Origin of the sequence: Kitasatospora sp. YST-16, from assembly GCF_026802215.1 — a bacterium.
GTDB lineage: Bacteria > Actinomycetota > Actinomycetes > Streptomycetales > Streptomycetaceae > Kitasatospora > Kitasatospora cineracea.
On sequence record NZ_CP113837.1, the window covers coordinates 3,764,968 to 3,788,886 of the forward strand.

The following is a 23,919-nucleotide window of genomic DNA, read 5'->3' on the forward strand; positions in this document are numbered from 1 at the left end:
CGCTCCGGACCGTCCGCTGTGCGGTTGGAGCCAACGGGAGTCTCGGGACCGGACTGTGTTCGTCAGTCGAGGGTGCGCGGTTGTTGGTTGATCGCGGGCAGGACGAAGTGGGCCGGGTCGAAGTCGGCTGTTGTCCTGAGGCCGAGCCGGCGAGGCAGGCCCTCGTGCTCCGGGTCGGCGGAGTCCTGGAGGGTTCGCTTGAGGCCCTCACACCCGCCCGGGCCGCCGAAGTCGAGTTCAGAGGAACGGCGTCCGTACTGGACGCTGTTCGCGCTGAACGCGTGCAGGTGACAGTTCTGCCGGCCCATGGCGGCCTGGATGACCTGGTGCAGCCTGTCGAGGCGGATGCCTGCCGGTACCTGGACGAGACGCCAGACAGACGGCTGATCCACGTCCGAGAGCTGGAAGCGGAGTTCGTAGACCGGGTCACCAGCGCGTAGCTCCCCGCGGACCCGGGCCCCCGGGCCATGGCTTGACGGCCGGCTGAGGTGAGAGTGACGGACTTGCCAGTCTGCTGGGCGGCCCCGAGGCCTCTGAGCGCAGCGAGGAGGCGGTCCACGTCGCGGTCGGGGTCCTCCAGCAGGCGCGCGTTCTTCTTGACGGGTACCAGACGGCCGCCGGTGACCCGAAGCAGCCGGGCCGCCTTGGCCCATTCCACCAGCAGGTTCAGGTGGTACAGCTCCTGGCTGGACTTGGTCTCGAACGTCCTGTCACCGATAGCCGGGTCGATGGTGTCGCCGGTCTCAAGGAGAGCGATCAGGGCCCGGGCATCCGCGAGAGCGACCTTCCCGTCCGGGTGAGTTTTCGTCCCGGGCCGATCCAGCTGACGAGGACTCGGATCTGTTCGACGGTGTGTGGCTGCTCGGGATCCGTCGTCGCTTCCTGCCCGCTTTGAGCCTGGTCGATTCCATCATCGGGGGTCAGGGGTCCCGCTAGGGTCCCAGCGATGAGCGAGTACCAGTACTACGAGTTCCTGGCGATCGACCGGCCGCTGACCAGCGACGAGCAGGAACAACTGCGGGCGCTGTCCACCCGAGCCCGGATCACCGCGACCAGCTTCACCAACGAATATCAGTGGGGCGACTTCCGCGGTGATCCGAGGCGGATGGTGGAGCAGTACTACGACGCTCACCTCTATCTGACCAACTGGGGCACCCACCAGGTGATCCTGCGCGTACCCAAGGGGCAGCTCACGCTGCGGGCGCTGGAGCCGTACTGCTTCGACGAGTGCGTCGAGGCATGGACGACCCAGACCCACCTCGTTCTGGACCTGCGCAGCGAGGACGAGGGTGGGGACTGGAAGGAGGGTGCCGAGGACTCGCTCGGTGCTATCGCCGGGGTGCGGGCCGAGCTGGCTTCCGGGGATCACCGCGCCCTGTACCTCGCGTGGCTGTCCGCCGTCGGCGCTTGGGCGCTGCAGGACGACGACGAGGAGGCTCACCGGGAAGTAGTCGAGCCCCCGGTCCCGGCCGGGCTCGACCGACTCACCGCACCGCAGCGAGCGCTCGCGGACTTCCTGCGTGTCGACGCAGACCTGCTCGCGGTTGCCGCCCAGGCCGGCCCGCCCGCCCCAGAGCCTCGAAAGCGGCCCAGGACGAAGGCGCTGGCGCCGCTGATCGCTGCGCTTTCCGAGACGGATTGGACATCCGGCTGGCCCCTCTGGGCGGAAGAACGACGATGCGCTTCGTGCCCCACCGTCACGCGGACGCGGCGTGACGGTGGGGCCGGCGCCGCTGTGGCAAGACGCGGAGAGGTCCTGACCGCCCGCTGTGTCGTTGGCGTCAAACGGCATGAAAATGCCCCCGAAGCGAGCTGCTTCGAGGGCACCGTGCCTGGTCAAACGTGGTGGCCAGGGCCGGGGTCGAACCGGCGACCTTCCGCTTTTCAGGCGGACGCTCGTACCAACTGAGCTACCTGGCCGTACTGCACCGCCTCTTTCGAGACGAGCGATCCCGACGGGACTTGAACCCGCGACCTCCACCTTGACAGGGTGGCGAGCTAACCAACTGCTCCACGGGACCTCGTGCGGATTGCTCCGCACAGGACCTTACTGCGGTACTGCGTACCCCCAACGGGATTCGAACCCGTGCTACCGCCTTGAAAGGGCGGCGTCCTGGGCCACTAGACGATGAGGGCTTGCGGCCCTTCCGGCCGGATCATCCGGCGTTCGGGGACGTCGAGAAGCATATGGGATGCCGGGCGGGAACGCCAAAACGGTTTCGGGGGGTCGGCGCGGCGGGGGGTTCAGGACCAGCCGAGGTCGTGGAGTTCGTCGTCGTCGAAGCCGAAGTGGTGGGCGACCTCGTGGATCACGGTGGTGCGGACTTCCTCGACGGCCTGCTCGCGGGTGTCGCAGTGGCGGAGGGTCGGGCCCATGTAGACCATGATCCGGTCGGGGAGGACGCCGGCGTACCACTCGCCGCGCTCGGTGAGCGGGATGCCCTCGTAGAGGCCGAGCAGGTCGGGGGTGGCGGGGTCGGGTTCGTCCTCGACGAAGACCGCGACGTTGTCCATCATCGCGGCCAGCTTCGGCGGAATCTGGTCCAGCGCGTCGGACACCAGCGCCTCGAACTCGTCCCGGGTCATCTCCACGTGCCCCATTGTCGGAGTTCCGCTGACGGGGCGCCAGGGCATCCACGCGGTGGCGGGGCGCGGGTCGGCGGGTGCTTGACTGGGCGGCATGACGACGAGGGAGCCGGTGCTGCGCGGGCAGGGCCGGGTGGTGGCCGCGGTCTCCGCGGGCGGGGTGCTCGGGGCGAGCGCCCGGTACGGGGCCGGGCTGCTGTGGCCGACGGCGAAGGACGCGTTCCCGTGGACCACGCTGCTGGTCAACACCGTGGGCTGCGCGGTGATCGGGGTGGTGCTGGTGGCGCTCACCGAGGGGCGGCGCCGGCCGCACCCGCTGCTGCGGCCGTTCCTGGCCACCGGGATCCTCGGCGGGTTCACCACCTTCTCGACGTACGCGGTGGACGCGCAGCAGCTGCTCGACCACGGGCTGCCCGGCAAGGCGCTGCTCTACCTGGGCGGGACGCTGCTGGCCGCGCTGGCCGCGGTGTGGGGGGCCGCGAGCGCGACCCGGGCGGTACTGCTGGGGCGGGAGGCGGCGGCGTGAACTGGCTGCTGGTGGTGGCGGGCGCGGCGGTCGGCGCCCCGCTGCGGTACCTGACGGACCGGGCGGTGCACTCCCGGGTCGGCTTCGGCTTCCCGTGGGGCACGCTCACCGTCAACGTCTGCGGCTGCGCGCTGCTCGGCCTGCTCACGGCGGTCGCCCCGGCGGACGTCCGGCTGCTGCTCGGGACGGGGCTGTGCGGGGCGCTCACCACGTACTCGACGTTCTCGTTCGAGACCCTGAAGCTGGCCCAGAACGCCTCCCGCGGAGCGGCGTTGGCGAACGTCGGACTGTCGCTGGGCGCCGGGTTGGCGGCGGTGTACGCGGGGGCGGGGATCGGGCACGCGGTCTGGGGGTGAGGCGCCCGCGGGGGAGCGCGGGCGTGCGCGGGGGCGAGGGGTGCGGAGCGGGGGGCGCGGGGACGGGGTCGGGAGCCGGTGGGGTGGTACCCGTGTCCCGGCGGGGCGGCTGAGCGTTGGGCACCGGGAACGGTGGCGGTCCCCGGGCGGGCCGTGCGGGAGGTGGCTCGATGGTGGCGGGTTGGTCGGTGCGGCGGACGGCGGCGGGTTCGGTGGCGGCGGCGCTGGCCGTGCTCGGGCTGGGCGGCTGCATGTCGGTGGGGGCGGACGTCCCGGGCGGGAAGCCGGAGGTGCGGCCGTCGGGGACGGGGGCGGCGGCGAGCGTCCGGCCCGGGGGCGGGCAGGGGCCGCGGCAGAACGTCCAGCACGGGGAGCACGGCGGGGCGTTGAGCCTTGACGGGGCGTCACCCGGGGCGTCGTCGGCCGCGGGGGCGCCCGCGCCGGGGTCCACGCCGCCGCCGGTGTCGGAGGGGGTGCCGAACGCGCCGGTGCAGGTGCCGGCCGGCCCGGCCGGCAGCGCGGCCCCGTCGCGGACGGCGAGCCCGCCGGCCTCGGTGCCGCCCAGCCGCCCGCCGGTGGCGGCAGCGGCGGCAGTGGGGGAGCGAGGGGAGCGGGGGCGGGGCGTCGGCCTCGCCGAGCCCGCAGGGCAGCCCGTCGGTGCCCGCGCACTCGCCGGCGCCGTCGGCCACGCCGAGCGGTTCGGGGTCGGAGGGCCCCAGCGAGTCGCCGTCGGCGCACTGAGCGGCCGGGCCGGGCCTTCGTTCGAGGTGCTGACCAGGGGATTTGCCTCTGATCCCCAGGCTCCCCTATGGTGGTAGATCGTTCGTTTGATCCTATTTGGCTGGCGCTCCTCATACACCTTTGAGCGCCCTTGGCGCGTTCCGGCGATCCGTGGCTGACCGCATAGAGGCGGTTTTTCAACAGACCCACCGGACTTTGGCGCGTGCCACTTCCGGAAGGTTTTGCATGTCTCTCGTTGACGACGCCCGCTTCGCCATGCCCGCGAACGGGTCCGACGCCGCCGACACCGACTCCCTCGACACCGACACCCTGGACGCGGAGCTCGCCGAGCTCACCGACGTCGACACCGACGCCGAGTTCGACGCGGACACCGCCGCCGACGCCGACGCCGAGCCCACCATCACCTTCGGTGACCTGGGCCTGCACGACGACGTGGTCCGGGCGCTCGCCAAGCGCGGCGTCACCACCCCGTTCCCGATCCAGGCCGCGACCATCCCGGACGCGCTGTCCGGCAAGGACGTGCTGGGCCGCGGCCGCACCGGCTCCGGCAAGACCCTGAGCTTCGGCCTGCCGCTGCTGACCCGCCTCGCCGACGGCGAGCGCACCAAGGCCAAGCACCCGCGCGGCCTGATCCTGGTCCCGACCCGCGAGCTGGCGATGCAGGTCGCCGACGCGCTGGAGCCGTTCGGCTCGGTGCTCGGCCTGCGCCTGAAGGTGGTCTGCGGCGGCACCTCGATGTCGAACCAGATCTACGCGCTGGAGCGCGGCGTCGACGTCCTGGTCGCCACCCCCGGCCGCCTGCGCGACCTGATCAACCGCGGCTCCGCCAAGATGGACGAGGTCGAGATCGCCGTCCTCGACGAGGCCGACCAGATGGCCGACATGGGCTTCCTGCCCGAGGTCACCGAGATCCTCGACCTGGTGCCGGCCGGCGGCCAGCGCCTGCTGTTCTCCGCCACCCTGGAGAACGAGATCGACACCCTGGTCAAGCGCTACCTGAAGAACCCGGTCACCCACGAGGTCGACCCGTCGGCCGGCGCGGTCACCACCATGACCCACCACATCCTGGTCGTGAAGCCCAAGGACAAGGCGCCGATCACCAGCGCGATCGCCGCCCGCAAGGGCCGCACCATCATCTTCGTCCGCACCCAGATGGGTGCGGATCGGGTCGCCCAGCAGCTGGTGGAGTCCGGCGTGAAGGCCGACGCGCTGCACGGCGGCATGACCCAGGGCGCCCGTACCCGCGTCCTCGGCGACTTCAAGGACGGCTACCTGAACGTGGTCGTCGCCACCGACGTCGCCGCCCGCGGCATCCACGTCGACGGCATCGACCTGGTGCTGAACGTCGACCCGGCCGGCGACCACAAGGACTACCTGCACCGCTCCGGCCGCACCGCGCGGGCCGGCCGCTCCGGCACCGTCGTCACCCTGGTGCTGCCGCACCAGCGCCGCGGCGTGTTCCGGCTGATGGAGGACGCGGGCGTGGACGCCTCGCGCCACATCCTCGACCACGCCTTCGACGCCGAGGTCGCCAAGATCACCGGCGCCCGTTCGCTGGTCGAGGTCCAGGCCGAGAGCGCGTCCGGCATCGCCGGCGCCGCCGAGCGCGAGGTCGCCGAGCTCACCCGCGAGCTGGAGCGCGCCCAGCGCCGCGCCAACGAGCTGCGCGAGGAGGCCGACCGCTTGGCCGCCCGCGCCGCCCGTGAGCGTGCCGAGCTGGGCATCGAGGACGAGGAGCCGGCCGCCGAGGCCGACGCCGAGACCCCCGTCGCCGCCGCCGTGGCCGTCGAGGCCGAGCAGCCGGTGACCGAGGAGCGCGCCCCGTCCTACCGCGAGGCCCGCAGCGAGCGCCCGGCGTACAACAACCGGGACCGCGGCGAGCGTGGCGGTTTCAACCGGGATGACCGTGGTGGTCGTTCGTTCGGCGGTGACCGTGAGCGCGGTGGCTTCAACCGGGATGACCGTGGTGGTCGTTCGTTCGGTGGCGACCGTGAGCGTGGCGGTTTCAACCGTGATGACCGTGGTGGTCGTTCGTTCGGCGGTGACCGTGAGCGTGGCGGTTTCAACCGTGATGACCGTGGTGGTCGTTCGTTCGGTGGCGACCGTGAGCGTGGCGGTTTCAACCGTGACGACCGCGGCGGCCGCTCCTTCGGTGGCGACCGTCCGGCCCGCTCCTTCGGCGACCGGGACCGTGGCGAGCGCGGTGGCTTCAACCGTGACGACCGTGGTGGCCGCTCCTTCGGTGGCGACCGTGAGCGTGGCGGTTTCAACCGCGACGACCGCGGCGGCCGCTCCTTCGGCGACCGGGACCGCGGCCAGGCCGGTGGCGGCAGCCGTCCGTTCGCGCGGCGCGACGACCACCGCTCCGGTGGGCGCCCGCAGGGCGGTGGCTTCAACCGTGACGACCGTGGTGGCCGCTCCTTCGGTGGCGACCGTGAGCGCGGCGGCTTCAACCGCGACGACCGCGGCGGCTTCAACGGCGGCGGCGACCGCAAGCCGCGCTGGAAGAACTGACGCTCCGCAGGCAGCCTGAACCGGGCCCGCTCCACTTCGGTGGGGCGGGCCCGGCCGCGTTTCCGGGGCCGAAAATCACTGGTGGGGGCGGGAGTTGGGGATTAGCGTCCCGGGCATGAGCAGCAGGCAGAAGGCCGTGGCCACGCAGAACGAGCAGATCGCCGACCAGGGCGAGTACCGGAGCCCGGGCGGGGCGGTGGTGCGGATCGCCGAGGAGCTGGCCGCGGCCCGGGCCGGGACGGTCTCGTACCCGCCGGACGCGGAGTTCGGGCCCGGCCCGGGCCCGCTGGCCGCCGGGGCGGTGGTCGAGGTGACCGGCGAGGGCAGCATGCAGGCGGCCCGGCGGCTGGTCGCCGACGGCGGGCGGGGCGTCGCGGTGCTCAACTTCGCGTCCGCGCGCAACCCCGGCGGCGGCTACCTGCGCGGGGCGAAGGCCCAGGAGGAGGACGTCTGCCGCTCCGCGCTGCTGTACCGCTGCCTGATCGAGGCCCCCGACTACTACGAGGCGCACCGGGCCTCCACCGACCTGCGCTACAGCCACCGGGTGATCTGGTCGCCGGACGTGCCGGTGCTCCGGGACGACCGGGGCGAACTGCTCGAACGCACTCACCGGGTCGGCTTCCTCACCTCGCCCGCGCCCAACGCGGGCCAGCTGGCGCTGCGTTCGCCCGGCCGTCCGCTCGACCTCGGCCCGGTGCTGGCCGAACGGGCCCGGCGGGTGCTGGCCGTCGCCGCCCGGCACGGCGCGCGGGAGCTGGTGCTGGGCGCCTGGGGCTGCGGCGTGTTCCGCAACGACCCGGCGGAGGTGGCGGACGCCTTCGGGCAGGCCCTGGACGAGTGGGGCGGGGCCTTCGACCGGGTGGTGTTCGCGGTCTGGGACCGCAGCGAGCCCTCCGCGAACCGGACGGCCTTCGCGGCGCGCTTCGGGAGCTGAACCGGGCTCCGCCCGCCGCCCGTTCAGTCGCCGGTGGTCAGCGCGGACGCGGCGGCCACCACGCCCGTCACCGTCAGCACGGCCGGCCAGGCGCCGATCTTCTTCGCCAGCGGGTGCCCGTGGACTAAGGAACACCAACCGCTCTGACCTGCGGAAATGCTTTCTCGGGAATCCGAAGCACTCCAGGGAAGGCCAGAGCGGCTGACTCCGGAGGTTCCACGGTGGAAAACAAGGTTGAGAAGTATCAGCGGTTCGCGGACCTGATCACGGCGCCGCTGCCGGAGCGCGAAGACCGGGCGGTGCTGCTGGCACTGGGCTTCGAAGAGGCGGAGCTTCGGGAGCTGGGGCTCTGGGATCTCGTCTCCTGTGCCCCGGAAGACCGGGCGGAGGCGTACGTTCGCCGGAGCAACAAGCGTGAGGACGTGACCACGCTACGAACTCACGTCCGGGATATCGTGTGGCAGGCACGCCGAGACGGCTTGCAGATCCGCCGAGTGTGGTTCGAACAGCGATCCGCCAGCAAGGCGTACATCAAGCGCGAGGAATTCGACGCCGCTATTCAGGCCATGATGGACGGCATATCGAAGACGCTTTATGTCTGGAAAACCGACCGTCTGAGCCGCCGGGGAATGGGACAGGTTGGTCTCCTTCTCGATGAACTCGAAAAGCGCCGTTCTCGAATCTACAGCGTTCAAGAGAACCTTGATTCCCGCACGGGCCGCATTCTTTTCGCGTTGCTGTCGGAAAGGGCACGTGACGAAGTAAAGGACATTGTGTTGCGGACTCAGGTCGGAGTGGACGCACACAAGGCAGAAGGTAAGTGGATGGGGGGACCGGCTCCCTACGGTCTCCACGTGGTTGAGAGGAAGCTCCGCCACTTCGAAGAGGAATACAAGTACGCACGTCCGATGGCTGAGCAATTGCTTGAAAATGTGGTTCCCGCGGCCATCGCCGAGTACCACAACAGCCGGGGAATCCTTACCCGATTCGGGAAGCTCTGGACAGCGCAAGGGGTTATTGCCTTGCCGCACTCTCCGAGCTGGGCGGGGCTGGTATCGAACCGTGAGCGGATGGTTGACGAGTTCGGCAATCCCCTGGACGGATACCACCGCGGGGGCGAACCGCTTATGGACGCCAAGGGTATTCCGGTGAGCTGTGGTGATGGCGTGATCACCCCCGAAGAGCGAACGATCATTCTGGGAAATCTCGCTAAGCGCTCGATTGCGGGAACTTCGATCGGGGATCGGACCCGCGGCCGGCGAAGGACGGTTGCCGTTCTTTCCGGGTTCTTCCACTGCCCGCACTGTGGCGGTGGAATGGCGGGTGGCGGATCTAACTACCGTTGCCGGGCTCGAATCCATTCCGGCCCTACGGCGTGCAAGGGAATTTCAACCATGCGCACCGTGGCCGATGAAGCGATCGGGATTCTCTGGGTGAACCACATTCTCTCGCTGTCTCCCGATTCGCCGACGATTCAGAGCATTGCGCGTCGGTGGCTGAGCTATCAGGACCCGGCGAAGGAGACGCGGAAGCTGGCTCTTTCCGCGGCGTTGGAGAAGGCGGCTTCCCGGGAGAAGAGGCTCAACAAGGACTTCTTCATTGGAGGCATGGACGAAGAGCAGTACGACCAACTCCGCCGCGAAGTCAGCGCGCAGATTCAGGAAATGAAGGCGGAGCTTGCAGAGCTGTCCGTTGAGGCGGACCTCACACCGTTGATGGACCGGGAAGCGCTGGTGAGCCTCTGGGAGAAGGGGACTGTCGAGAAGCGACAGGGACTCTTGGGAGCCTCGTTGAAGAAGGTCACCATCACGCCCGGCCAGCGGGGAAGCGCGGGTCCGCGGGTGATTGACCGGCTCGTCATCACGTGGTTGGACGAGCCCAACCCGGAGGCACGGGCGGAGATCGTTGCCGCCGTCCAGGCGCACCGCCAGCGGCAGGAAGGCGCGGAGCTGTCCGCGGCGTAGCCGGTAGGCGCGAAGTCGTGCAGGGGAGCCCCTGGTTGGTCCACGAGGCCAGCCGGGGGCTCCGCCGTTCTCCGGTCTAGCCCTCGTTCCGGATAGCGATCCGGACCTCTTCCAGGCCAAGCGCACGGATGAGATGGGCCGTGGCGACGCGGTATTGCGTGCCCAACTTGATGACCGGGACGGGGTAGTTGTCCGCCTGTGCCAGCACGAGCCCGTCAGAGGGGTACATGCCCAGCATCACGGAGGCATCGTCCAGGCTGACCACAAGAGGCAACTCGTAGTCGGGGGTGGGGGAGAACTTGCTCCCCCGCACGGTGAGAACGAGGTCTCCCAGCGGGTCCAGGCCGGCGCCGACCACGGAGGGCAAGGGGTGGTCATCGGGGACGGGGCTGTCAGCAGTCATGGACCGACGCTAACGGGCTGGCGAACGGCACAGGGAGCGCATCCGGGGGCGCGTGGGGGCGCGCTTTTTATTTGCCTACCTATGTAATGTCACACTTCACATGCGAAGCAGCTCCGGCGGTACGCGGCGGGCGGGCTCCGGCTTGCAGCGCTGGAGCATGGGTGATGAGTGACGAGTTGAACGCTCAGTACAACATCACATAAGAGAGTCCTTAGGAGATGCCGGGGCGAGCGTTTCGCCCGTCACTCATCACGCCTCAGCCCCGCGGACCCGGGTGACCGATGCACTCCAGTTCCCCCAGAGAGAGCGGGACTCCCGCGCACCCCCTAGCCGGAAGCGGCGGTCTGAGGGCTCGTTCTCTCGATGTGCGGGGGGCTGAGCGGCCACGAGTAACCGACCCTTCGGGGTGAGCCGAAAGGGCTGCTCAGCCTCCCTTGGCGAACATACTCACGTGAGTATGTTCCGACTCGTTGGGGGCGGACATGGTTCGGAACACGCGCTCAGTTCGCGCCCGACGGGCGGTCATCGCTGCCGGTACGGGTGCGGCTGCCAGGATGCGGAAGGCTATCCGCAAGGCTGGCGGGGCTGAGTGTGCCTCGTGCGGTCTTTGGGTGCTCGGGTCCGCTATCGACGTGGACCACATCACGCCGATTGCCCACGGTGGACAGGACGTTGACGGCAACGTCCAGGCGCTCTGTCGCCCCTGCCACAAGCTCAAGACGCGGCGGGACTTCGACTTCCAGAAGCCCCCCTTCTGATGCCGCGCAAGCCTCGTACCCCCTGCCCCATTCCCGGGTGTCCAGAGCTGACCACGGGCGGCAGGTGTCGGGCGCATGAGCGCAAGATCAACCGTCAACGCACTACTCCGGGTGGTAGCTCGTACGGCCCGCGGTGGCCCGGCATCCGGAAGGCGTACCTGTACGCGAACCCGTGGTGTGTGCTGTGCTCCCGTGCTGCGACCGTGGCGGACCACTGGCCCGTGAGCCGGCGCCAGCTCGTGGAGCAGGGTGAGGCCAACCCCGACGCTCCGAAGCACCTCCGCCCGCTGTGCACCCTGTGTCACAACCGGGAGACTGCACGGCTCCAGCCCGGAGGATGGGCAGCGGAGCGACGTTCGGAGCCTCCGCCCTTCTGACCTGCGGTTTTACCAGGGGGGTGACCCCCTCCCCCCGGAGCCCCGGCGCGGCAGGGAGGCAAAAAACTCGCATGGCTCATAGGGCCGTTTCTGTGGGAGGTGACCCAACGTGGCTGTTCGTGGCCAGAAGCCGAAGCCCCATCTCCAGGCCATCCGAGAGGGGACCTTCCGCCCGGACCGGAACTCCGAAGGCGCCGTCTTCGGTCCGACGGACCCGGAAGAGCCGGACTGGCTGGAGATCATGCCGGGGCGGACGGGCGACATTGCCGCCGTCCGGGAGAAGGCCGCGGAGGTCTGGGCGCGCACCGTGCCCGCGCTGGTCGTCTCCGCCGGACTCACCGACGCTCAGCGGGAGACCGCCGTTGAGTACTGCGTCACGGTGGCCCGGCTCTGGCAGGCGGAGCGGGAGCTTTCCCGAAGCGGGCTCGTGGTGGAGACGGAGCGCGGGAACGTCAAAAACCCGTGGGTGACCATTGCCCACCAGTACCGGAGTCACTTCCGGTCGCTGGTCGGTGAGTTGGGTCTGAGTCCCGCGTCGGCTACCCGGATCACACCACCGGACCCGGGGGGCGACGATGGGGATATCTTCGACTGATCTTGAGGCGCTGCCGGTTCCGTACGGCGCGCTGTTGGAGCTTGGCCTTACCGAAGAGGACGTTGCCGCGGCTCTGCGGTCTCGTCCCCTCGTGGTGGCGGCTCAGGCCAGCCGGGCACCCGGGGCGTACTTCGACGTTGCCGCCGCGCGTCGGGCCGTCGGTGCTATCGAGAGCTTCAAGCACACGAAGGGCCGGTGGGGCAACAGCCGGCTCAAGCTCAGCCCGTGGCAGGTGGTTTGGGTCGTGGCGCCGATCTTCGGATGGTTGGCACATGACCCGGAGTTGGGTCGCGCCGTCCGGGTGATCCGAAGCGCATGGGTGGAGATCCCGCGCAAGAACGGGAAGTCAACGCTCAGCTCCGGTATCGGCCTCGTGCTGCTGCTGGCGGACCGGGAGATCGGTGCGGAGGTCTACGCGGCGGCAGGCTCCCTGCCTCAGGCTGAGCGCGTCTTTGATGACGCTAAGCGCATGGCGCTCACAAGTCGCGCCGTACGTGGGCGCGTTGAGGTGTTGCGCGGGCTCATCCGTGTGCCCCGGACGGGTGGCGTCTTCCGCGCGCTGTCCAAGGTTGCCGAGACCGCCCACGGCCTCAACGTGTCTGGTGCGATCGTTGACGAAGTGCACGTGCACAAGCGCCGAGACCTCATTGACGCGATCGAGACCGGCACCGGTGCACGTGACCAACCGCTGATTGTGTACATCACAACGGCGGACGAAGGCGTTGAAGGTTCGATTTACGACGAGAAGCACACTTACACAACTCGCTGTGCTGACAACGTAATTGAGGACCCGGGGCACTATGGCGTCATATGGGCGGCGGAGGAGTCTGACGACCCGTTCGCAGAGGCCACGTGGTACAAGGCCAACCCCGGGTTGGGGTCGTCTCCGTCGCTGGCCTACATGCGCCGCGAAGCCAACAAGGCCCGAAGCACCCCTTCGTACTTCCCGACCTTCTGTCGCCTCAGCCTCAACCGGCGGATGCGCGCGGCTTCCCGGTGGCTGCCGTTGTCGCTGTGGGACGCGAACGCCGGCGCCGTGGACGAAGCCCGCTTCCGGTACCGCCGGGCGTGGGGCGGGGTGGACCTGTCCGCCGTCTCCGACCTGTCCGCATGGGTGCTGGCCGTGGAGTCCCGCACACCGGGCGTGGAGCTGGAGTTGATCGCTCGCTTCTGGTTGCCGGAAGAGCGCGTTGACGAGTTGGAGCAACAGCTTCAAGTGCCGCTTCGGCAGTGGGCGCGCGAAGGCTACCTCACGCTCACCGAAGGCGACGCGATCGACTACGGGGAGATTGAGCGCCAGATCATCGCCGATTGCCGGCGCCTGGACGTGCAGCGAATCAGCTTCGACAGGATGTTTGCCGGTCAGCTCGTGCAGCGCGTTGAGGCGAAGACGCGGGGTGTCGATATCGTCCCGGTGGCACAGACCTATCTAGGCATGTCCCCGGGCTGTAAAGAGCTGGAGCGCCTTCTTCGTGAGGGGCGTATCAAGCACGGTGGCAACCCCGTCTTGAGGTGGCATGCCAGTTGCGTTGAGGTCTACCGGGACGGAAACGACAACCTCAGGCCGGTCAAGCCGGATCGGGGTAAGTCCTCTTCCCGGATCGACGGCATAGCCGCGGCGGTCATGGCCATGGACGGGTACGTTCGCCGACCCCTCAAGCGTGCGCGTGCCACCAGCGCCTAGAACATACTCACGTGAGTATGTTCTCCGTCTGCCCCGTTCGGATCTTCCGGGCGGGGCTTTCTCATGCCCTGAGGGGGTTGTATGGCGGAGACCCCGCTTGAGATGACCGTTCGACTCCGGCGCAAGTTGGAGTCCCGCAAGATCCGGTCCCGGATCTGGGGTGAGTACTACGAGGGGAAGCACCCCCTCATGTTCGCGTCGCCTGAGTTCCGGGCACAGGTGGGTGACCTCTTCGACGGCTTCTCGGACAACTGGTGCCGCACCGTGCCCACGGCCATGATCGAACGCATGTCGCCACTGGGCTTCCGCCTTGAGGATGGCTCCCTAGACAAGGCCGCTCAGCGCGCCTGGAAGTCGTCCGAGTGTGACGTTGAGATCGGCCTCACGATGCTGGACGCGCTGGTTACCGGGCGGTGCTACGCGCTGGTCTGGAAGCCGGACGGCATCAACACGGAGATCACGTTTGAGCCGGAAGGACAAGCCCTTGTCGAGTACGTTCCCGGGCGCCGGCGCATCCGTTCCGCGGGCATCAAGGTGTGGCGGGACGGGGAGCACGAGCTAGCGACACTCTTCCTGCCGGACATGGTGTACCGCTGGCAGCGGAAGCTGTCGGGCGGGGAGTGGACTGAGCGCGTCACCGGCCTTCGGCCGTCCGAGAGTGCCCACTTTCGGAACCCGCTGGGGCTCGTCCCGTTGGTGGAGATCCCGAATCGTACGAGGCTGGCGCAGTCTCCGGTGTCGGAGATTTGCGATGTGATTCCGCTCCAGAACGCGATCAATAACCAGTGGGCGAAGCTCTTCTTTGCCACGGACGACAGGGCTCTTCCCACTCGTGCGGTGCTCGGCATGGACCGGCCCGTCAGGGAGATCACCGACGATACCGGCGAAGTCATCGGCGAAGAGGACTTGCCGATTGGCCGCTTCCGAAGCGACCGGCTGTTGTGGCTGGAGAAGGACACGGCCCGGATCGCTGAGTTCTCCGCCGTCGATCCCCGGCCGTTCCTTGAGGTGGTCCGGGAGCTGATCGACCACATTTCGGCGCAGACCCGCACCCCCGCGCGGTATCTGGGGCGGCTCGTGAACATCGCGGCGGACACCCTGGAAGTGGACGACTCCTCCCTTGTCTCGAAGGTCCGGGAGCGTCACAAGTACGTCGGCTCAGCCCTTCGTGAGGTGATGCGCCTTGAGGCACTGGCAGCCGAAGAGCCGGCGCGTGCCGAAGCCCTCCGGTTGGGTGATGTGGTCTGGCGTGATCCTCAGTTCCGCTCCGATGCTCAGTACGCCGATGCGCTGGTGAAGCTCAAGAGCCTCAATCTCCCCGACGAAGCGGTGTGGGAGCGAATCCCCGGGGTGACGCCGGACGAGATTGAGCGATGGAAGCGGATGCGCACCGATCAGGCTGCCGCGGTGGTCGGCGGGGATCTGGCCAGCCTCTACGGGGTGAAGCCTGAGCCCGACCCGGAGACCCCGGAGCCCGGTGCGGAGGCTGCCTAGTGCCCGGGTCGGAGACGCTGGCGCTGGCCCGGTACGCGGAAGTCCAGGGCACGACCCGGAGCGTCCTGGAAGCCGTACAGGCAATCTGGCGGGACGCGACCCCGGATCGCATCCTCAGCGCCATGCAACAGGAGTCGGGCGCGGCCATCCTTCGGGCGGTCACGGCCGGACAGCTCACGGCGGCGGAGGGGGCTCAGGCTTTCGTCGGCGCCGCGATGGCAGCACAAGGGGCGGCAGCCGCCCCGTTGGCCGCTCTCGACTCCTCCGCCTTCGTCGGCATCGCCTCCGACGCGCGTCCGCTGGCGACGCTGCTCTTCCAACCGGCCATCACCACGGCGCGCGGGCTGGCGCTGGGCATGAGCCCGGAGGCAGCCTCAATCGCCGGCCTTAATCAGATGGCCCTTCTGGTCTCGACTCAGCTTGCGGACACGGCTCGTGCAGCTACTTCCGTCGCCATGACCGCTCACCCCTCCGTCACGCACTACGTGCGGGTGGTGCGGCTTCCCGCGTGTGCCCGGTGCATCGTGCTGGCCGGGCGGAAGTACTCCCGGAGCCGGGCCTTCGCGCGGCACCCGAAGTGCGATTGCGGCATGGAGCCGCTGAGTCCGGACACCGACCGGCAGCCGAAGGACCCGTCCGCGCTCTTCCAGGACATGACCCCGGCGGAGCGCAAGCGCGCCTTCGGTGAGGCCGGAGCGGACGCCATCGAGAAGGGCGCCGACCTGTCACAGGTGGTGAACGCGCGCCGCGGTATCGAGACGGCAGCGGGACGGACAGCCCAGACCACCAGCGCCGGAACTACCCGCCGCGGCATGGGGGAGCGGGCAGCCGATGCGACTTTCAGCCGAAGTGACCGCTCTCGCTACTGGCGCGCCGATACTCCGCGCCTCATGCCGGAGCAGATTCTCAAGCTCGCCGGAGACGACCGGGAGCGACAGCTAGAGCTTCTTCGGAAGCACGGATACATCAAGTAAGGGAGAGCCCTCGTGCCTGAGAACGACCCGACCACCACCCCCACCCCGACCCCGGAGCCGAAGCCGGAGGAGAAGCCGGCGCCCACCCCGGAGACGAAGCCGGAGGAGAAGCCGGACGAGACCGCCGACGCGCTCCAGGCGGAGAAGGATGCCCGCGCGGCTGCCGAGAAGGAAGCGGCGGACCTCAAGGCGGAGAACGCCCGGCTCCGTCGCTCCAACGCGGCCACGAAGGGCACCGACCTGGACGAGATCCGCTCTGAGGTGCGCGCGGAGTTCGTCGGTCAGCTCGTCCGTGCGGAGGTCCGTGCCGCTGCCTCCGGCCGTCTGGCCGATCCGGCGGACGCTCTGGCACTGCTGGACCTGGAGAAGCTGACCCCGGAGAAGGGTGAGCCGGACCCGGCTGCCATCAAGGCGGCGCTTGACGAGCTGCTGACCGCGAAGCCCTACCTTGCCCCGGCGGGTGAGGGCTCGAAGGTGTGGGGCGACGTGGGCGCCGGTCAGCGCAAGTCCGCGCGTCCGGAGCCGGCAACCCCGCTGGAGCGTCTGCGGAACGCCTTCGGCAACTCGTAGGTCCGCCTCCGGGAATCCGGTGCACTCCAGTACCCCCGAAAACGGAGAACATACTCACGTGAGCATGTTCTCCCCCACCTGCCCCGTTCGGTGCCAACTACCGGGCGGGGCAAGTCCTTTCGGGGGTTACATTGGCGCTCACCCTTCCCGAGGCCGCGAAGCTCAGCACTACCGATCTCCAGGCCGGGGTCATCGAGACCTTCGTACAGGAGAGTTCGGTTCTGGACCGGATTCCGTTCCTCACCATCAACGGCAACTCGTACGCCTACAACGAGGAAGCGACGCTTCCCGGCGTCGCGTTCCGATCGGTGAACGAGACCTACACCGAGAGCACGGGCACCGTGAACCAGCGGAGTGAGTCCCTGGTCATCCTCGGTGGCTACGCGGACGTGGACCGGTTCATCGTCCAGACCCGCGGCAACCTCAACGACCAGCGGGCCGTACAGACCCGCGCGAAGGTCAAGGCCGCGTCCTACAAGTTCCAAGACACGTTCTTCAACGGCGACACCTCCACCGACGCGAAGTCCTTCGACGGCTTGAAGAAGCGGCTCACCGGCGCTCAGGTCGTCTCCGCGAACAACGCGCCCATCGTCGGCAACGGCGGCTCCGACGCACACGCCTTCTTCGACATGCTGGACAACCTCGTTGCTCAGGTCCCCGGCATCAACGGCAGCAACGGCGCGCTCTACACCAACCGCGCGCTCATGGCGAAGATCCGTTCCGCCGGGCGTCGTCTCGGTGGCGTGGAGTCCGTCCGTGAGGACCTGACCGGCAAGCGCGTCCTCACCTGGAACGGCATTCCCCTGCTGGACGCCGGCCAGACCGCCGCGGGTGCGGACGTGATCCCGCTGACCGGCACGACCACCATCACGAGCGACGTGTACGCCGTGAAGTTCGGCCAGAGCGAAGACGATCGGGCCGTGACCGGCCTCACCAACGGTGGTGTCCACGTGGAGGATCTGGGGCTTCTCCCGACTCAGCCCGTGTACCGCACGTTCGTGGAGTTCTACACCGGTCTTGCCCTCTTCGGCGGCAAGGCTGCCGCGCGCCTCACCGGCGTCCAGAACGCCTGAGCGGAGGTACCGGCATGCCGCCCCGCAAGCGCGCACCCGCCGCTACCTCCCTGCCGCACGAAGACGGGTGCACCCCGGACCGGGTGGAGACCTTCGCGGTTCTCTGCCCGGACGGGGAAACCCGGACCGTCGTGCGCTGCCTGGAGTGCGGCGCCCAACTGGTCAAGTAGAAAAGGGGGTTGGCATGGCGCTGCCCGCGCTCGCCACAGTCGGCGAACTTGCCGCCTGGATGCAACTGACCCCCGAAGAGCTTCCGTCCTCCGCCGCGCTCGTCCTGGACACCGTGTCCGCGATCGTGCGGGCGGAGGCCCGGCAGCACTTCACCCGCCGGACGACCACGGTCGAACTCCAGCCGCGGGACGGCTTCGTGACGCTGCCTCAACGGCCCGTCGTCAAGGTCGTGTCCGTGTGGTCCGCCTCCGCCGTCCTGGAGCCGGGAGGCTGGCGCCTCTTCCGAGATCGGCTCTACGTCCCTGCCGCTACCGGCCTCGTTGAGGTCATGTACGAGCACGGATACAGCGAAGTCCCCGGGGACGTGAAGGCGGTAGTCCTCACGGCTGCCGCCCGGGTCCTCAACAACCCCGCGGACCTCCGGCAGGAGAGCGCCGGTGGAGTCAGCGTCACGTACGCCGCGGAGACCATCGGGGCATCACTGGCGCCAGCCGATCGGGACCTTCTGGCCCGGTACCGCCGGCGCGTGGCCGTGGTGGACACGGCATGAGCGTTCTGTTCGCTCAGTCCGTCGTCATCGTCCGGGCTCCGTTCCTCGTGGACCGCTACGGCAACGAGACCATGGAACGCGACTGGAGCCGGGCCGTCCGCCGCACTGTCCGCGGGCTCTCCGTCCAGCCCGACAGCTCCACGGAGGCAGACGGAGACCGCCCGTCGGTCGTCACCGGTTGGCGCGTCACGACCCGCCGCGGCACCGACCTGGACCTGATCCCCGGTGACCGCGTGGAGTTCGACAGCCGGCTACTGGAGACCGACGGGCTTGTTGCCCGCTGGACCGTCCGGGGCCGACTCCACCACGCCGAAGCACGACTTGTAGAGGTGGTGGGGTAGTGGCCCGGAAGTTCAAGCCGAACAAGGCCGGAATCAACAGCCTCATGAAGACCCCGGAGGTTGGCGCGGAGGTCCGCCGCGTTGCCCAGAGCATCGCTCAGGCAGCCGGCTCCGGGGACAACGAAGGCATCTTCAAGACCGATGCGGCCCTAGGTCGGCGCCGTTGGCGTGCTGCCGTCATCGGTAACTACGAGTTCGAAGGCTCCGGCGGTCTGGCCGGTATGCGACGCGACTTGCTCCGGGGGCTGGACGGCGCCCATGAGTAAGCCGGTCATCGTCATGCCGGACGCCGTGGCCGTGGTGACCTCGTACCTTCGCTCAGCGCTGGCAAGCCGGGGCTCCGCCGTTCCGGTGGTCTCCCGCGTTCCTCCCACCCGCCCGCCGTCCTTCGTGCGCGTGGAGCGGGTCGGGGGGCTCCGGGCAACCCCGGTCACCGATCGGGCACGACTCGACGTGCAGTGCTGGGCGCCGACGGAAGCCGCGGCACACGATCTTGCCGCCCTTGCCCGCGCGCTGCTGGACGACCTTCCCGGCGTGCGTGACGGCGTGACCGTCTACCGGGTCAGCGAAGCAAGTAGCCCCATGTGGCTGCCGGACGAGCTGACCTCAACTCCCCGCTTCGCCTTTGCCGTTGAGGCTGACATGCGCGGGCGGGCTCTCTAACAACTCCAGGGGGACACATGGCGCTCAACGCCGATGCCGTCCGGGTTGCGCTGACCGGCGCTGCCTACGCGGCCCCGAAGGGGACCACTCCGCCCACCGATGCCGTGTCCGCGTGGCCGGCTGCCGCGGTGGATCTGGGGTGGATCTCCGATGATGGGATCACCGAAAGCAACTCCGCCGACACCGCCGAAATCAAGGCGTGGCAGTCGGGCCAGACCGTCCGAAAGGTGGTCAGCGGCAGCGAAGTGAGCTTCAAGTTCACGTGCATTGAGACGAGCAAGGCCGTCCTTGAGCTGTATCACAAGGGCTCGAAGGTCGTCACCACGTCCGGCAAGTCCGTGCTCGCCATCAAGGCGCCCGGAAGCGACCGGCGCATGTTCGGCTTCGATGTGGTGGACGGGGATTCGCACCTTCGCATCGTCGTCCCCGATGGTGAGGTCACCGAGACCGGCGATATCACCTACAAGTCGGCGGAGGCCATCGCCTATGAGCTGACCATCACCGCGTACCCGGGCGCCGACGGCACCGTTGCCTACAAGTACAGCAACGACCCGGCATGGTCCGCCCCCGCCCCGCCCGCCCCGTAGCTCACGAACATACTCACGTGAGTATGTTCTCCCGTCTCACCCTGTCCGGGCCTTCCGGTCAGGGTTTTTCATGCCCTGAGGGGGACAACATGGCTGAGCTGTTCGACCTTGACGTGTGGGCCGCGGAGGCGCGACGCACTCCCTTCGCCTTCCGGGCGGGTGGCCTGGAGTTCACGCTTCCGGCCGCGGGAGACCTGGACAAGGCCATCCTCGCAACGGTCAACCTGGAGAAGCCTTCGGCCGATGACGTGCTGACGCTTCTCCGTGAAGGGCTGGCCGATCGCTGGCCCGACTTCGACGCGCTCCCGATGCCGCTGGGCGCCGTCGGGGAGCTGTTCAAGCGGTGGCAGGCGCACGAGGGTATCCCGCTGGGGGAATCGCCGGCCTCTTCGGACTCCTGACGGAGCACGGGGAGGCAGTCGAAGCCGACCTTGCCCGGTTCTACGGGCTGGATCTTCGGGACCTCTTCCGCCCCGGTTCGGCGCTGACGTGGCGTCGCCTTCGAGCGCTCGTCACCCACCTTCCGCCGGAGTCCGCGCTAGGCCGGGCACTGGCCGGTGAAGATGCGGGCTGGACGCTGGAGACACAGCTTCTCGCGGCTGTTCACGACCGGCTCAACGAAGCGAACTGGCAGCGCGGCAACGCCGGAGCGCGCGTTCCGTCCAGGCGTCCGGAGCCCATTCCCCGACCGGGAGTGAAGCCCAACCGGATCGGTGGCACCACCCGAGATCCGCGCGAAGTCGCGCGCTACCTTGCGCGCTTCCAGCCATCACCGGGGGGTGAAGATGGCCGTTGAAGTCGGCATGGGGTACGTCAGCATCGTCCCCGAAATCCAGGGCTTCGCTCAAGAGCTGCAAGGCCACATCACCGGCCCGTCGCAGCAAGCCGGACAGACCGGCGGTGAGGCAGCCGGCGAAGGCTTCACAGGCAAGCTGGGGGGATTCCTCAAGGGCGGGCTCGTTGCCGTCGGCGCGCTTGCCGCTGGCGTTCTGGCGAAGGGCTTCATGAATGCCCTGGATCAGGGGGAGATCAACGGCAAGCTCCAGGCCAGCCTAGGCACGACCCCGGAGACCGCTTCGCGGTACGGGAAGGCCGCTGGCCAGCTCTACGCGCACGGCATCTCTGACAGCGTGGAAGAGGCCGCTCAGGGTGTCTCCGCGGTCATGCGGGCTGGCATCCTGCCGCCGGACGCCACCAACGCGCAGATTGAGAGCATCACGGGCAAGGTCTCCGACCTGTCGAAGACCTTCGAGTTGGACCTTGCGCAGACCGGTAACGCGGTCGGGCAGATGCTCAAAACCGGGCTTGCCAAGGATGGCACGGAAGCCCTGGACCTCATGACGAGCGCCATGCAACGCATGGGTCCGCGTGCCGACGACCTGTCGGACACGATGAACGAATACTCCACGAAGTTCCGGGACTTGGGGCTTTCTGGAGCGGACGCAATGGGCCTCATGGCTCAGGGCATGGCCGCGGGTGCGCGCGACACGGACGTGATGGCCGATGCTCTGAAAGAGTTTCAGATCCGGGCAACGGACGGGAGCGCGGCGAGCAAGACCGCTTACGAGGCCATCGGCCTTGATGCGGAGGCCATGACGAAGAAAATCGCTGCCGGTGGCGCGGGAGCGAAGGAAGGTCTCCAGCAAGTCCTAGACGGCTTGAAGGCCATCAAGGACCCGGCGGACCGAAGTGCGGCAGCCGTCGGACTCTTCGGCACGAAGGCTGAGGACGCCGGCCTTGCGCTCTACGCCATGGACCCGCGAACGGCCGTGGCAGCGTTGGGGGAGACCGCGGGCGCCGCTGAGCGCATGGGAACCGCCCTTCACGACAACGCGAAGACGAAGCTCGAAGGCTTCAAGCGATCCTTCGAAGTCGGGGTGACGAACTTCCTTGGCGACAAGGTGATTCCCTCCCTTGAGCGGGCCGGTTCCGTGGTCGGCTCCGTCTTCGGGCCACCGCTCCGGGCAGCCGCGGACACAGCGAAGCTGTTCTTCGGCACGATCTCCGGGGCCGGAGCGGACGTTGACCTGTCGTGGGCCGGTCCGGTGATCGACGCCGGGACGAAGGTCCGGGCGGTCTACGACGAAGTAGCCGGAGGCGTTCGCGCCTTCGGAGCCGCGTTCAAGGCCGGTGGGGACGACGTAACGTCGTCTGGCTTCGCCGGAGTCCTGGAGCGGGCCGGTCTCGTGACCCGCAATCTCTGGGACGTAGTGGCCAACTACGCGCTCCCGGCGCTGACTTCCTTCTGGGGAGCGATAGCCGGCGCGGTGGTCCCGGTCGTCTCCGGGCTGGCGTCGATCCTGGTTGGGGTCGTCTGGCCAGCGGCCATGCGGGTCTATCAGGCCATCTCGGAGAACCTGAAACCGATCTTCGAAGCGCTCTCCAACTTCGTGCAAGATCGGGTAGTTCCGGCCGTCCAGATGATCGGCGGCAAGCTCTCGGAGCTGGTCGAGAAGGCGCGACCCGTGATCGAAGTCGTGTCCACGGTTCTGAGCTGGCTTGGCCGGCTGGCCGCTGACATTCTCGGCACGGTCGTTCCTGTGATCATCCGACTAGCCGGACCGGTCTTCTCGGAGCTGTTCTCAGGCATCGGTCGGTGGATCGGCTGGCTTGGAGACCTGATCGGCTGGATTGGCTCCGTGGGCAAGAAGCTGCTCGAAGCGGGCCGCTCCGTGGCCGACTTCGCGTCGTCCGCGAAGGACAAGTTCGCGGAGTTCATCGACTGGTGCCGCGGGCTCCCCGGACGCATCGCGGACGCCGCGGGCGACTTCAAGAACATGCTCGTGGACAAGGGCAAGGACTTGGCCCGCGGCATCTGGGACGGGCTCTCCGGCATGGGCGGGTGGCTCAAGGACAAGCTCATGAGCTGGGCACGGGAGTACATACCCGGGCCGATCGCTGACGCACTCGGTATCAAGAGCCCGTCGCGCGTCATGGCCGCCCGGGTCGGTCGCTGGATTCCCGCCGGTATCGGTCAGGGCGTGGACGAAGCCGAACCGGCGTTGACCGCGAAGCTCCGGGCACTCGTCACAGTCCCGCGGCTCACCATTCCCCGCCCGTCCCTGCCCGCTCCGGCTCCCGCTCTGGCAGGCGCCGGCGCATCCATCACGGTCAACGCACACACGGACGCCAGCCCTTACGAGATCGGTCGGGCCATGGCGTGGGAACTCCGGACAGGGGGACGGTAGTTGGCGAATCTCTACACCGGGGAACCCTGGACGCTGGAGTACGGCGGCGTGCTGCTGGGCGGTACGTCCCCCGTGGTCGTCCAGGAGGTGACGGGCCTTCTGGACGCCCCGGACGTACGCACCTCCGATCAAACCCTGTTGCAGCGCAACGGAGTTGCCGCCGGGACGGACTATCTGGGCGGCAGGATCATTCACCTGTCGCTCACCGTGCTGGACAGCCCCGGCACACTGGCGGACCTACTGGCGGTCTTCCAGCCCACCACCGGGGACAAGCCCTTCCGGTTCTCCGTTCCCGGCGTCGCCGGAGACCGGGCACGGCTCACAGCCCGGGTACGGAAGCGCTCCGTCCCCGTCAACTCCGCCTTCGCCTTCGGGGCGGTCTCCTTCGACGTGGAGTTGTTCGCCGCGGACCCGCTTCTCTACGAAGACACGGAGAGCACGAGCAAGCTCTTGCCGACGGCGCCCCGCGGGTCCGTGGCCATCTTCCCCATGAAGCTACCTTTCGGCTTTATGAAGGCCGGGGCGGTCTTCGTCTCACAACCGGCGGAGCTGGCAGTCAAGGGCAACACCCCGACATGGCCCGTCTTCACGGTCACCGGCCCCGTGGTCAACCCGGTCATCCTCAACCGCCGGACCGGCGAGAAGCTGACCGTTCAACTCACCGTGCCCACAAGCGAAGTGCTGGTGATCGACACCCGGGCACGGTCGGTGACTCTCAACGGCGCGTCCAGGTACGGCGCGCTGTCCACCGACTCCGTGTGGTTCCCGCTGAGGCCGGGCGGCAACCTCTTGGAGTTCGACGACCTACAAGGCATCAAGACCCGCTTCGCGGAGGTGCGTTGGCGCTCCGCGTGGCTGTAAGGGGGTACT

General features: G+C 68.6%; 23 protein-coding genes and 3 tRNA genes. 20 read left to right on the forward strand and 6 right to left on the reverse strand.

The genetic code is table 11. The features are described 5' to 3' along the window. Positions 1–62: 62 nt before the first annotated feature. From OU787_RS17210 to OU787_RS17230, 5 genes are all read right to left on the reverse strand, one after another. Positions 63–392, reverse strand: coding sequence for an IS1096 element passenger TnpR family protein (locus tag OU787_RS17210; protein ID WP_030459235.1), 330 nt, complete (start codon positions 390–392; stop codon positions 63–65). A gap of 1,451 nt (positions 393–1,843) precedes the next feature. Continuing rightward, a tRNA-Phe gene (locus OU787_RS17215) sits at positions 1,844–1,920 on the reverse strand. A 27-nt stretch (positions 1,921–1,947) separates the two neighbouring features. Next, positions 1,948–2,021, reverse strand: a tRNA-Asp gene (locus tag OU787_RS17220). A gap of 42 nt (positions 2,022–2,063) precedes the next feature. Beyond that, positions 2,064–2,136, reverse strand: a tRNA-Glu gene (locus tag OU787_RS17225). 108 nt (positions 2,137–2,244) lie between these two features. Then, entirely contained in the window at positions 2,245–2,586 is a 342-nt protein-coding gene (locus OU787_RS17230; protein WP_030459198.1) for a metallopeptidase family protein, read from the reverse strand. Between the two features lie 94 nt (positions 2,587–2,680). On the opposite strand from OU787_RS17230, the gene crcB (OU787_RS17235) reads away from it, so the two are divergent. The 5 genes from crcB (OU787_RS17235) to OU787_RS17255 all read left to right on the forward strand — a co-directional run bounded on the left by crcB (OU787_RS17235) (position 2,681) and on the right by OU787_RS17255 (position 9,621). Next, on the forward strand, positions 2,681–3,112 hold the full coding sequence (gene crcB, locus OU787_RS17235) for a fluoride efflux transporter CrcB (protein ID WP_030459197.1): 432 nt from the start codon (positions 2,681–2,683) through the stop codon (positions 3,110–3,112). After that, the gene (gene crcB / locus OU787_RS17240) at positions 3,109–3,468 is read left to right on the forward strand and encodes a fluoride efflux transporter CrcB (RefSeq protein WP_030459196.1); all 360 of its coding nucleotides are present in this window, start codon (positions 3,109–3,111) and stop codon (positions 3,466–3,468) included. Before crcB (OU787_RS17235) ends, crcB (OU787_RS17240) begins: the two co-directional genes overlap by 4 nt. Positions 3,469–4,434: 966 nt before the next feature. Continuing rightward, complete coding sequence (locus OU787_RS17245; RefSeq protein WP_268659877.1) at positions 4,435–6,723, forward strand: DEAD/DEAH box helicase; 2,289 nt, start codon at positions 4,435–4,437, stop codon at positions 6,721–6,723. A 115-nt stretch (positions 6,724–6,838) separates the two neighbouring features. Further along, positions 6,839–7,657, forward strand: a complete 819-nt coding sequence (locus tag OU787_RS17250; RefSeq protein ID WP_030459193.1) for a TIGR02452 family protein — start codon at positions 6,839–6,841, stop codon at positions 7,655–7,657. A gap of 221 nt (positions 7,658–7,878) precedes the next feature. Then, positions 7,879–9,621 (forward strand): recombinase family protein, encoded by a 1,743-nt coding sequence (locus OU787_RS17255; protein ID WP_268659878.1) that lies wholly within the window; start codon positions 7,879–7,881, stop codon positions 9,619–9,621. Positions 9,622–9,697: 76 nt separating this feature from the next. Here OU787_RS17255 and OU787_RS17260 read toward each other — a convergent pair whose 3' ends face one another. Further along, positions 9,698–10,024, reverse strand: coding sequence for a hypothetical protein (locus OU787_RS17260; protein ID WP_268659879.1), 327 nt, complete (start codon positions 10,022–10,024; stop codon positions 9,698–9,700). A gap of 554 nt (positions 10,025–10,578) precedes the next feature. On the opposite strand from OU787_RS17260, the gene OU787_RS17265 reads away from it, so the two are divergent. The 15 genes from OU787_RS17265 (at position 10,579) to OU787_RS17335 (ending at position 23,910) form a co-directional block, all read left to right on the forward strand. After that, positions 10,579–10,782 (forward strand): HNH endonuclease, encoded by a 204-nt coding sequence (locus OU787_RS17265; RefSeq protein ID WP_268661879.1) that lies wholly within the window; start codon positions 10,579–10,581, stop codon positions 10,780–10,782. A gap of 486 nt (positions 10,783–11,268) precedes the next feature. Then, entirely contained in the window at positions 11,269–11,754 is a 486-nt protein-coding gene (locus OU787_RS17270; protein ID WP_268659880.1) for a P27 family phage terminase small subunit, read from the forward strand. Next, positions 11,735–13,438, forward strand: a complete 1,704-nt coding sequence (locus tag OU787_RS17275) for a terminase large subunit (RefSeq protein ID WP_268659881.1) — start codon at positions 11,735–11,737, stop codon at positions 13,436–13,438. The genes OU787_RS17270 and OU787_RS17275 overlap by 20 nt, the downstream gene beginning before the upstream one ends. 81 nt (positions 13,439–13,519) lie before the next feature. Continuing rightward, positions 13,520–14,932: a phage portal protein gene (locus tag OU787_RS17280; RefSeq protein ID WP_268659882.1), complete on the forward strand. Its 1,413-nt coding sequence runs from the start codon at positions 13,520–13,522 to the stop codon at positions 14,930–14,932. Beyond that, positions 14,932–15,906, forward strand: coding sequence for a VG15 protein (locus OU787_RS17285; RefSeq protein ID WP_268659883.1), 975 nt, complete (start codon positions 14,932–14,934; stop codon positions 15,904–15,906). The genes OU787_RS17280 and OU787_RS17285 overlap by 1 nt, the downstream gene beginning before the upstream one ends. 12 nt (positions 15,907–15,918) lie before the next feature. After that, a complete protein-coding gene (locus OU787_RS17290; protein WP_268659884.1) occupies positions 15,919–16,476 on the forward strand; it encodes a hypothetical protein in 558 nt (185 codons plus the stop codon). 131 nt (positions 16,477–16,607) lie between these two features. Continuing rightward, positions 16,608–17,549 carry a major capsid protein gene (locus OU787_RS17295; RefSeq protein WP_268659885.1) on the forward strand — a complete coding sequence of 314 codons (942 nt, stop codon included), beginning with the start codon at positions 16,608–16,610 and terminating at the stop codon, positions 17,547–17,549. Positions 17,550–17,733: 184 nt separating this feature from the next. Further along, a complete protein-coding gene (locus OU787_RS17300) occupies positions 17,734–18,270 on the forward strand; it encodes a hypothetical protein (RefSeq protein ID WP_268659886.1) in 537 nt (178 codons plus the stop codon). Next, positions 18,267–18,611: a hypothetical protein gene (locus OU787_RS17305; RefSeq protein WP_268659887.1), complete on the forward strand. Its 345-nt coding sequence runs from the start codon at positions 18,267–18,269 to the stop codon at positions 18,609–18,611. The genes OU787_RS17300 and OU787_RS17305 overlap by 4 nt, the downstream gene beginning before the upstream one ends. Then, the gene (locus tag OU787_RS17310; RefSeq protein ID WP_268659888.1) at positions 18,611–18,877 is read left to right on the forward strand and encodes a hypothetical protein; all 267 of its coding nucleotides are present in this window, start codon (positions 18,611–18,613) and stop codon (positions 18,875–18,877) included. The genes OU787_RS17305 and OU787_RS17310 overlap by 1 nt, the downstream gene beginning before the upstream one ends. Beyond that, the gene (locus OU787_RS17315) at positions 18,870–19,274 is read left to right on the forward strand and encodes a hypothetical protein (RefSeq protein WP_268659889.1); all 405 of its coding nucleotides are present in this window, start codon (positions 18,870–18,872) and stop codon (positions 19,272–19,274) included. Before OU787_RS17310 ends, OU787_RS17315 begins: the two co-directional genes overlap by 8 nt. A gap of 17 nt (positions 19,275–19,291) precedes the next feature. Next, positions 19,292–19,861: a phage tail tube protein gene (locus OU787_RS17320; protein WP_268659890.1), complete on the forward strand. Its 570-nt coding sequence runs from the start codon at positions 19,292–19,294 to the stop codon at positions 19,859–19,861. Between the two features lie 89 nt (positions 19,862–19,950). Next, on the forward strand, positions 19,951–20,262 hold the full coding sequence (locus OU787_RS17325) for a hypothetical protein (protein ID WP_268659891.1): 312 nt from the start codon (positions 19,951–19,953) through the stop codon (positions 20,260–20,262). A gap of 384 nt (positions 20,263–20,646) precedes the next feature. Continuing rightward, positions 20,647–23,049, forward strand: coding sequence for a phage tail tape measure protein (locus tag OU787_RS17330; RefSeq protein ID WP_268661880.1), 2,403 nt, complete (start codon positions 20,647–20,649; stop codon positions 23,047–23,049). Continuing rightward, entirely contained in the window at positions 23,050–23,910 is an 861-nt protein-coding gene (locus tag OU787_RS17335; protein WP_268659892.1) for a phage distal tail protein, read from the forward strand. Positions 23,911–23,919: the final 9 nt, after the last annotated feature.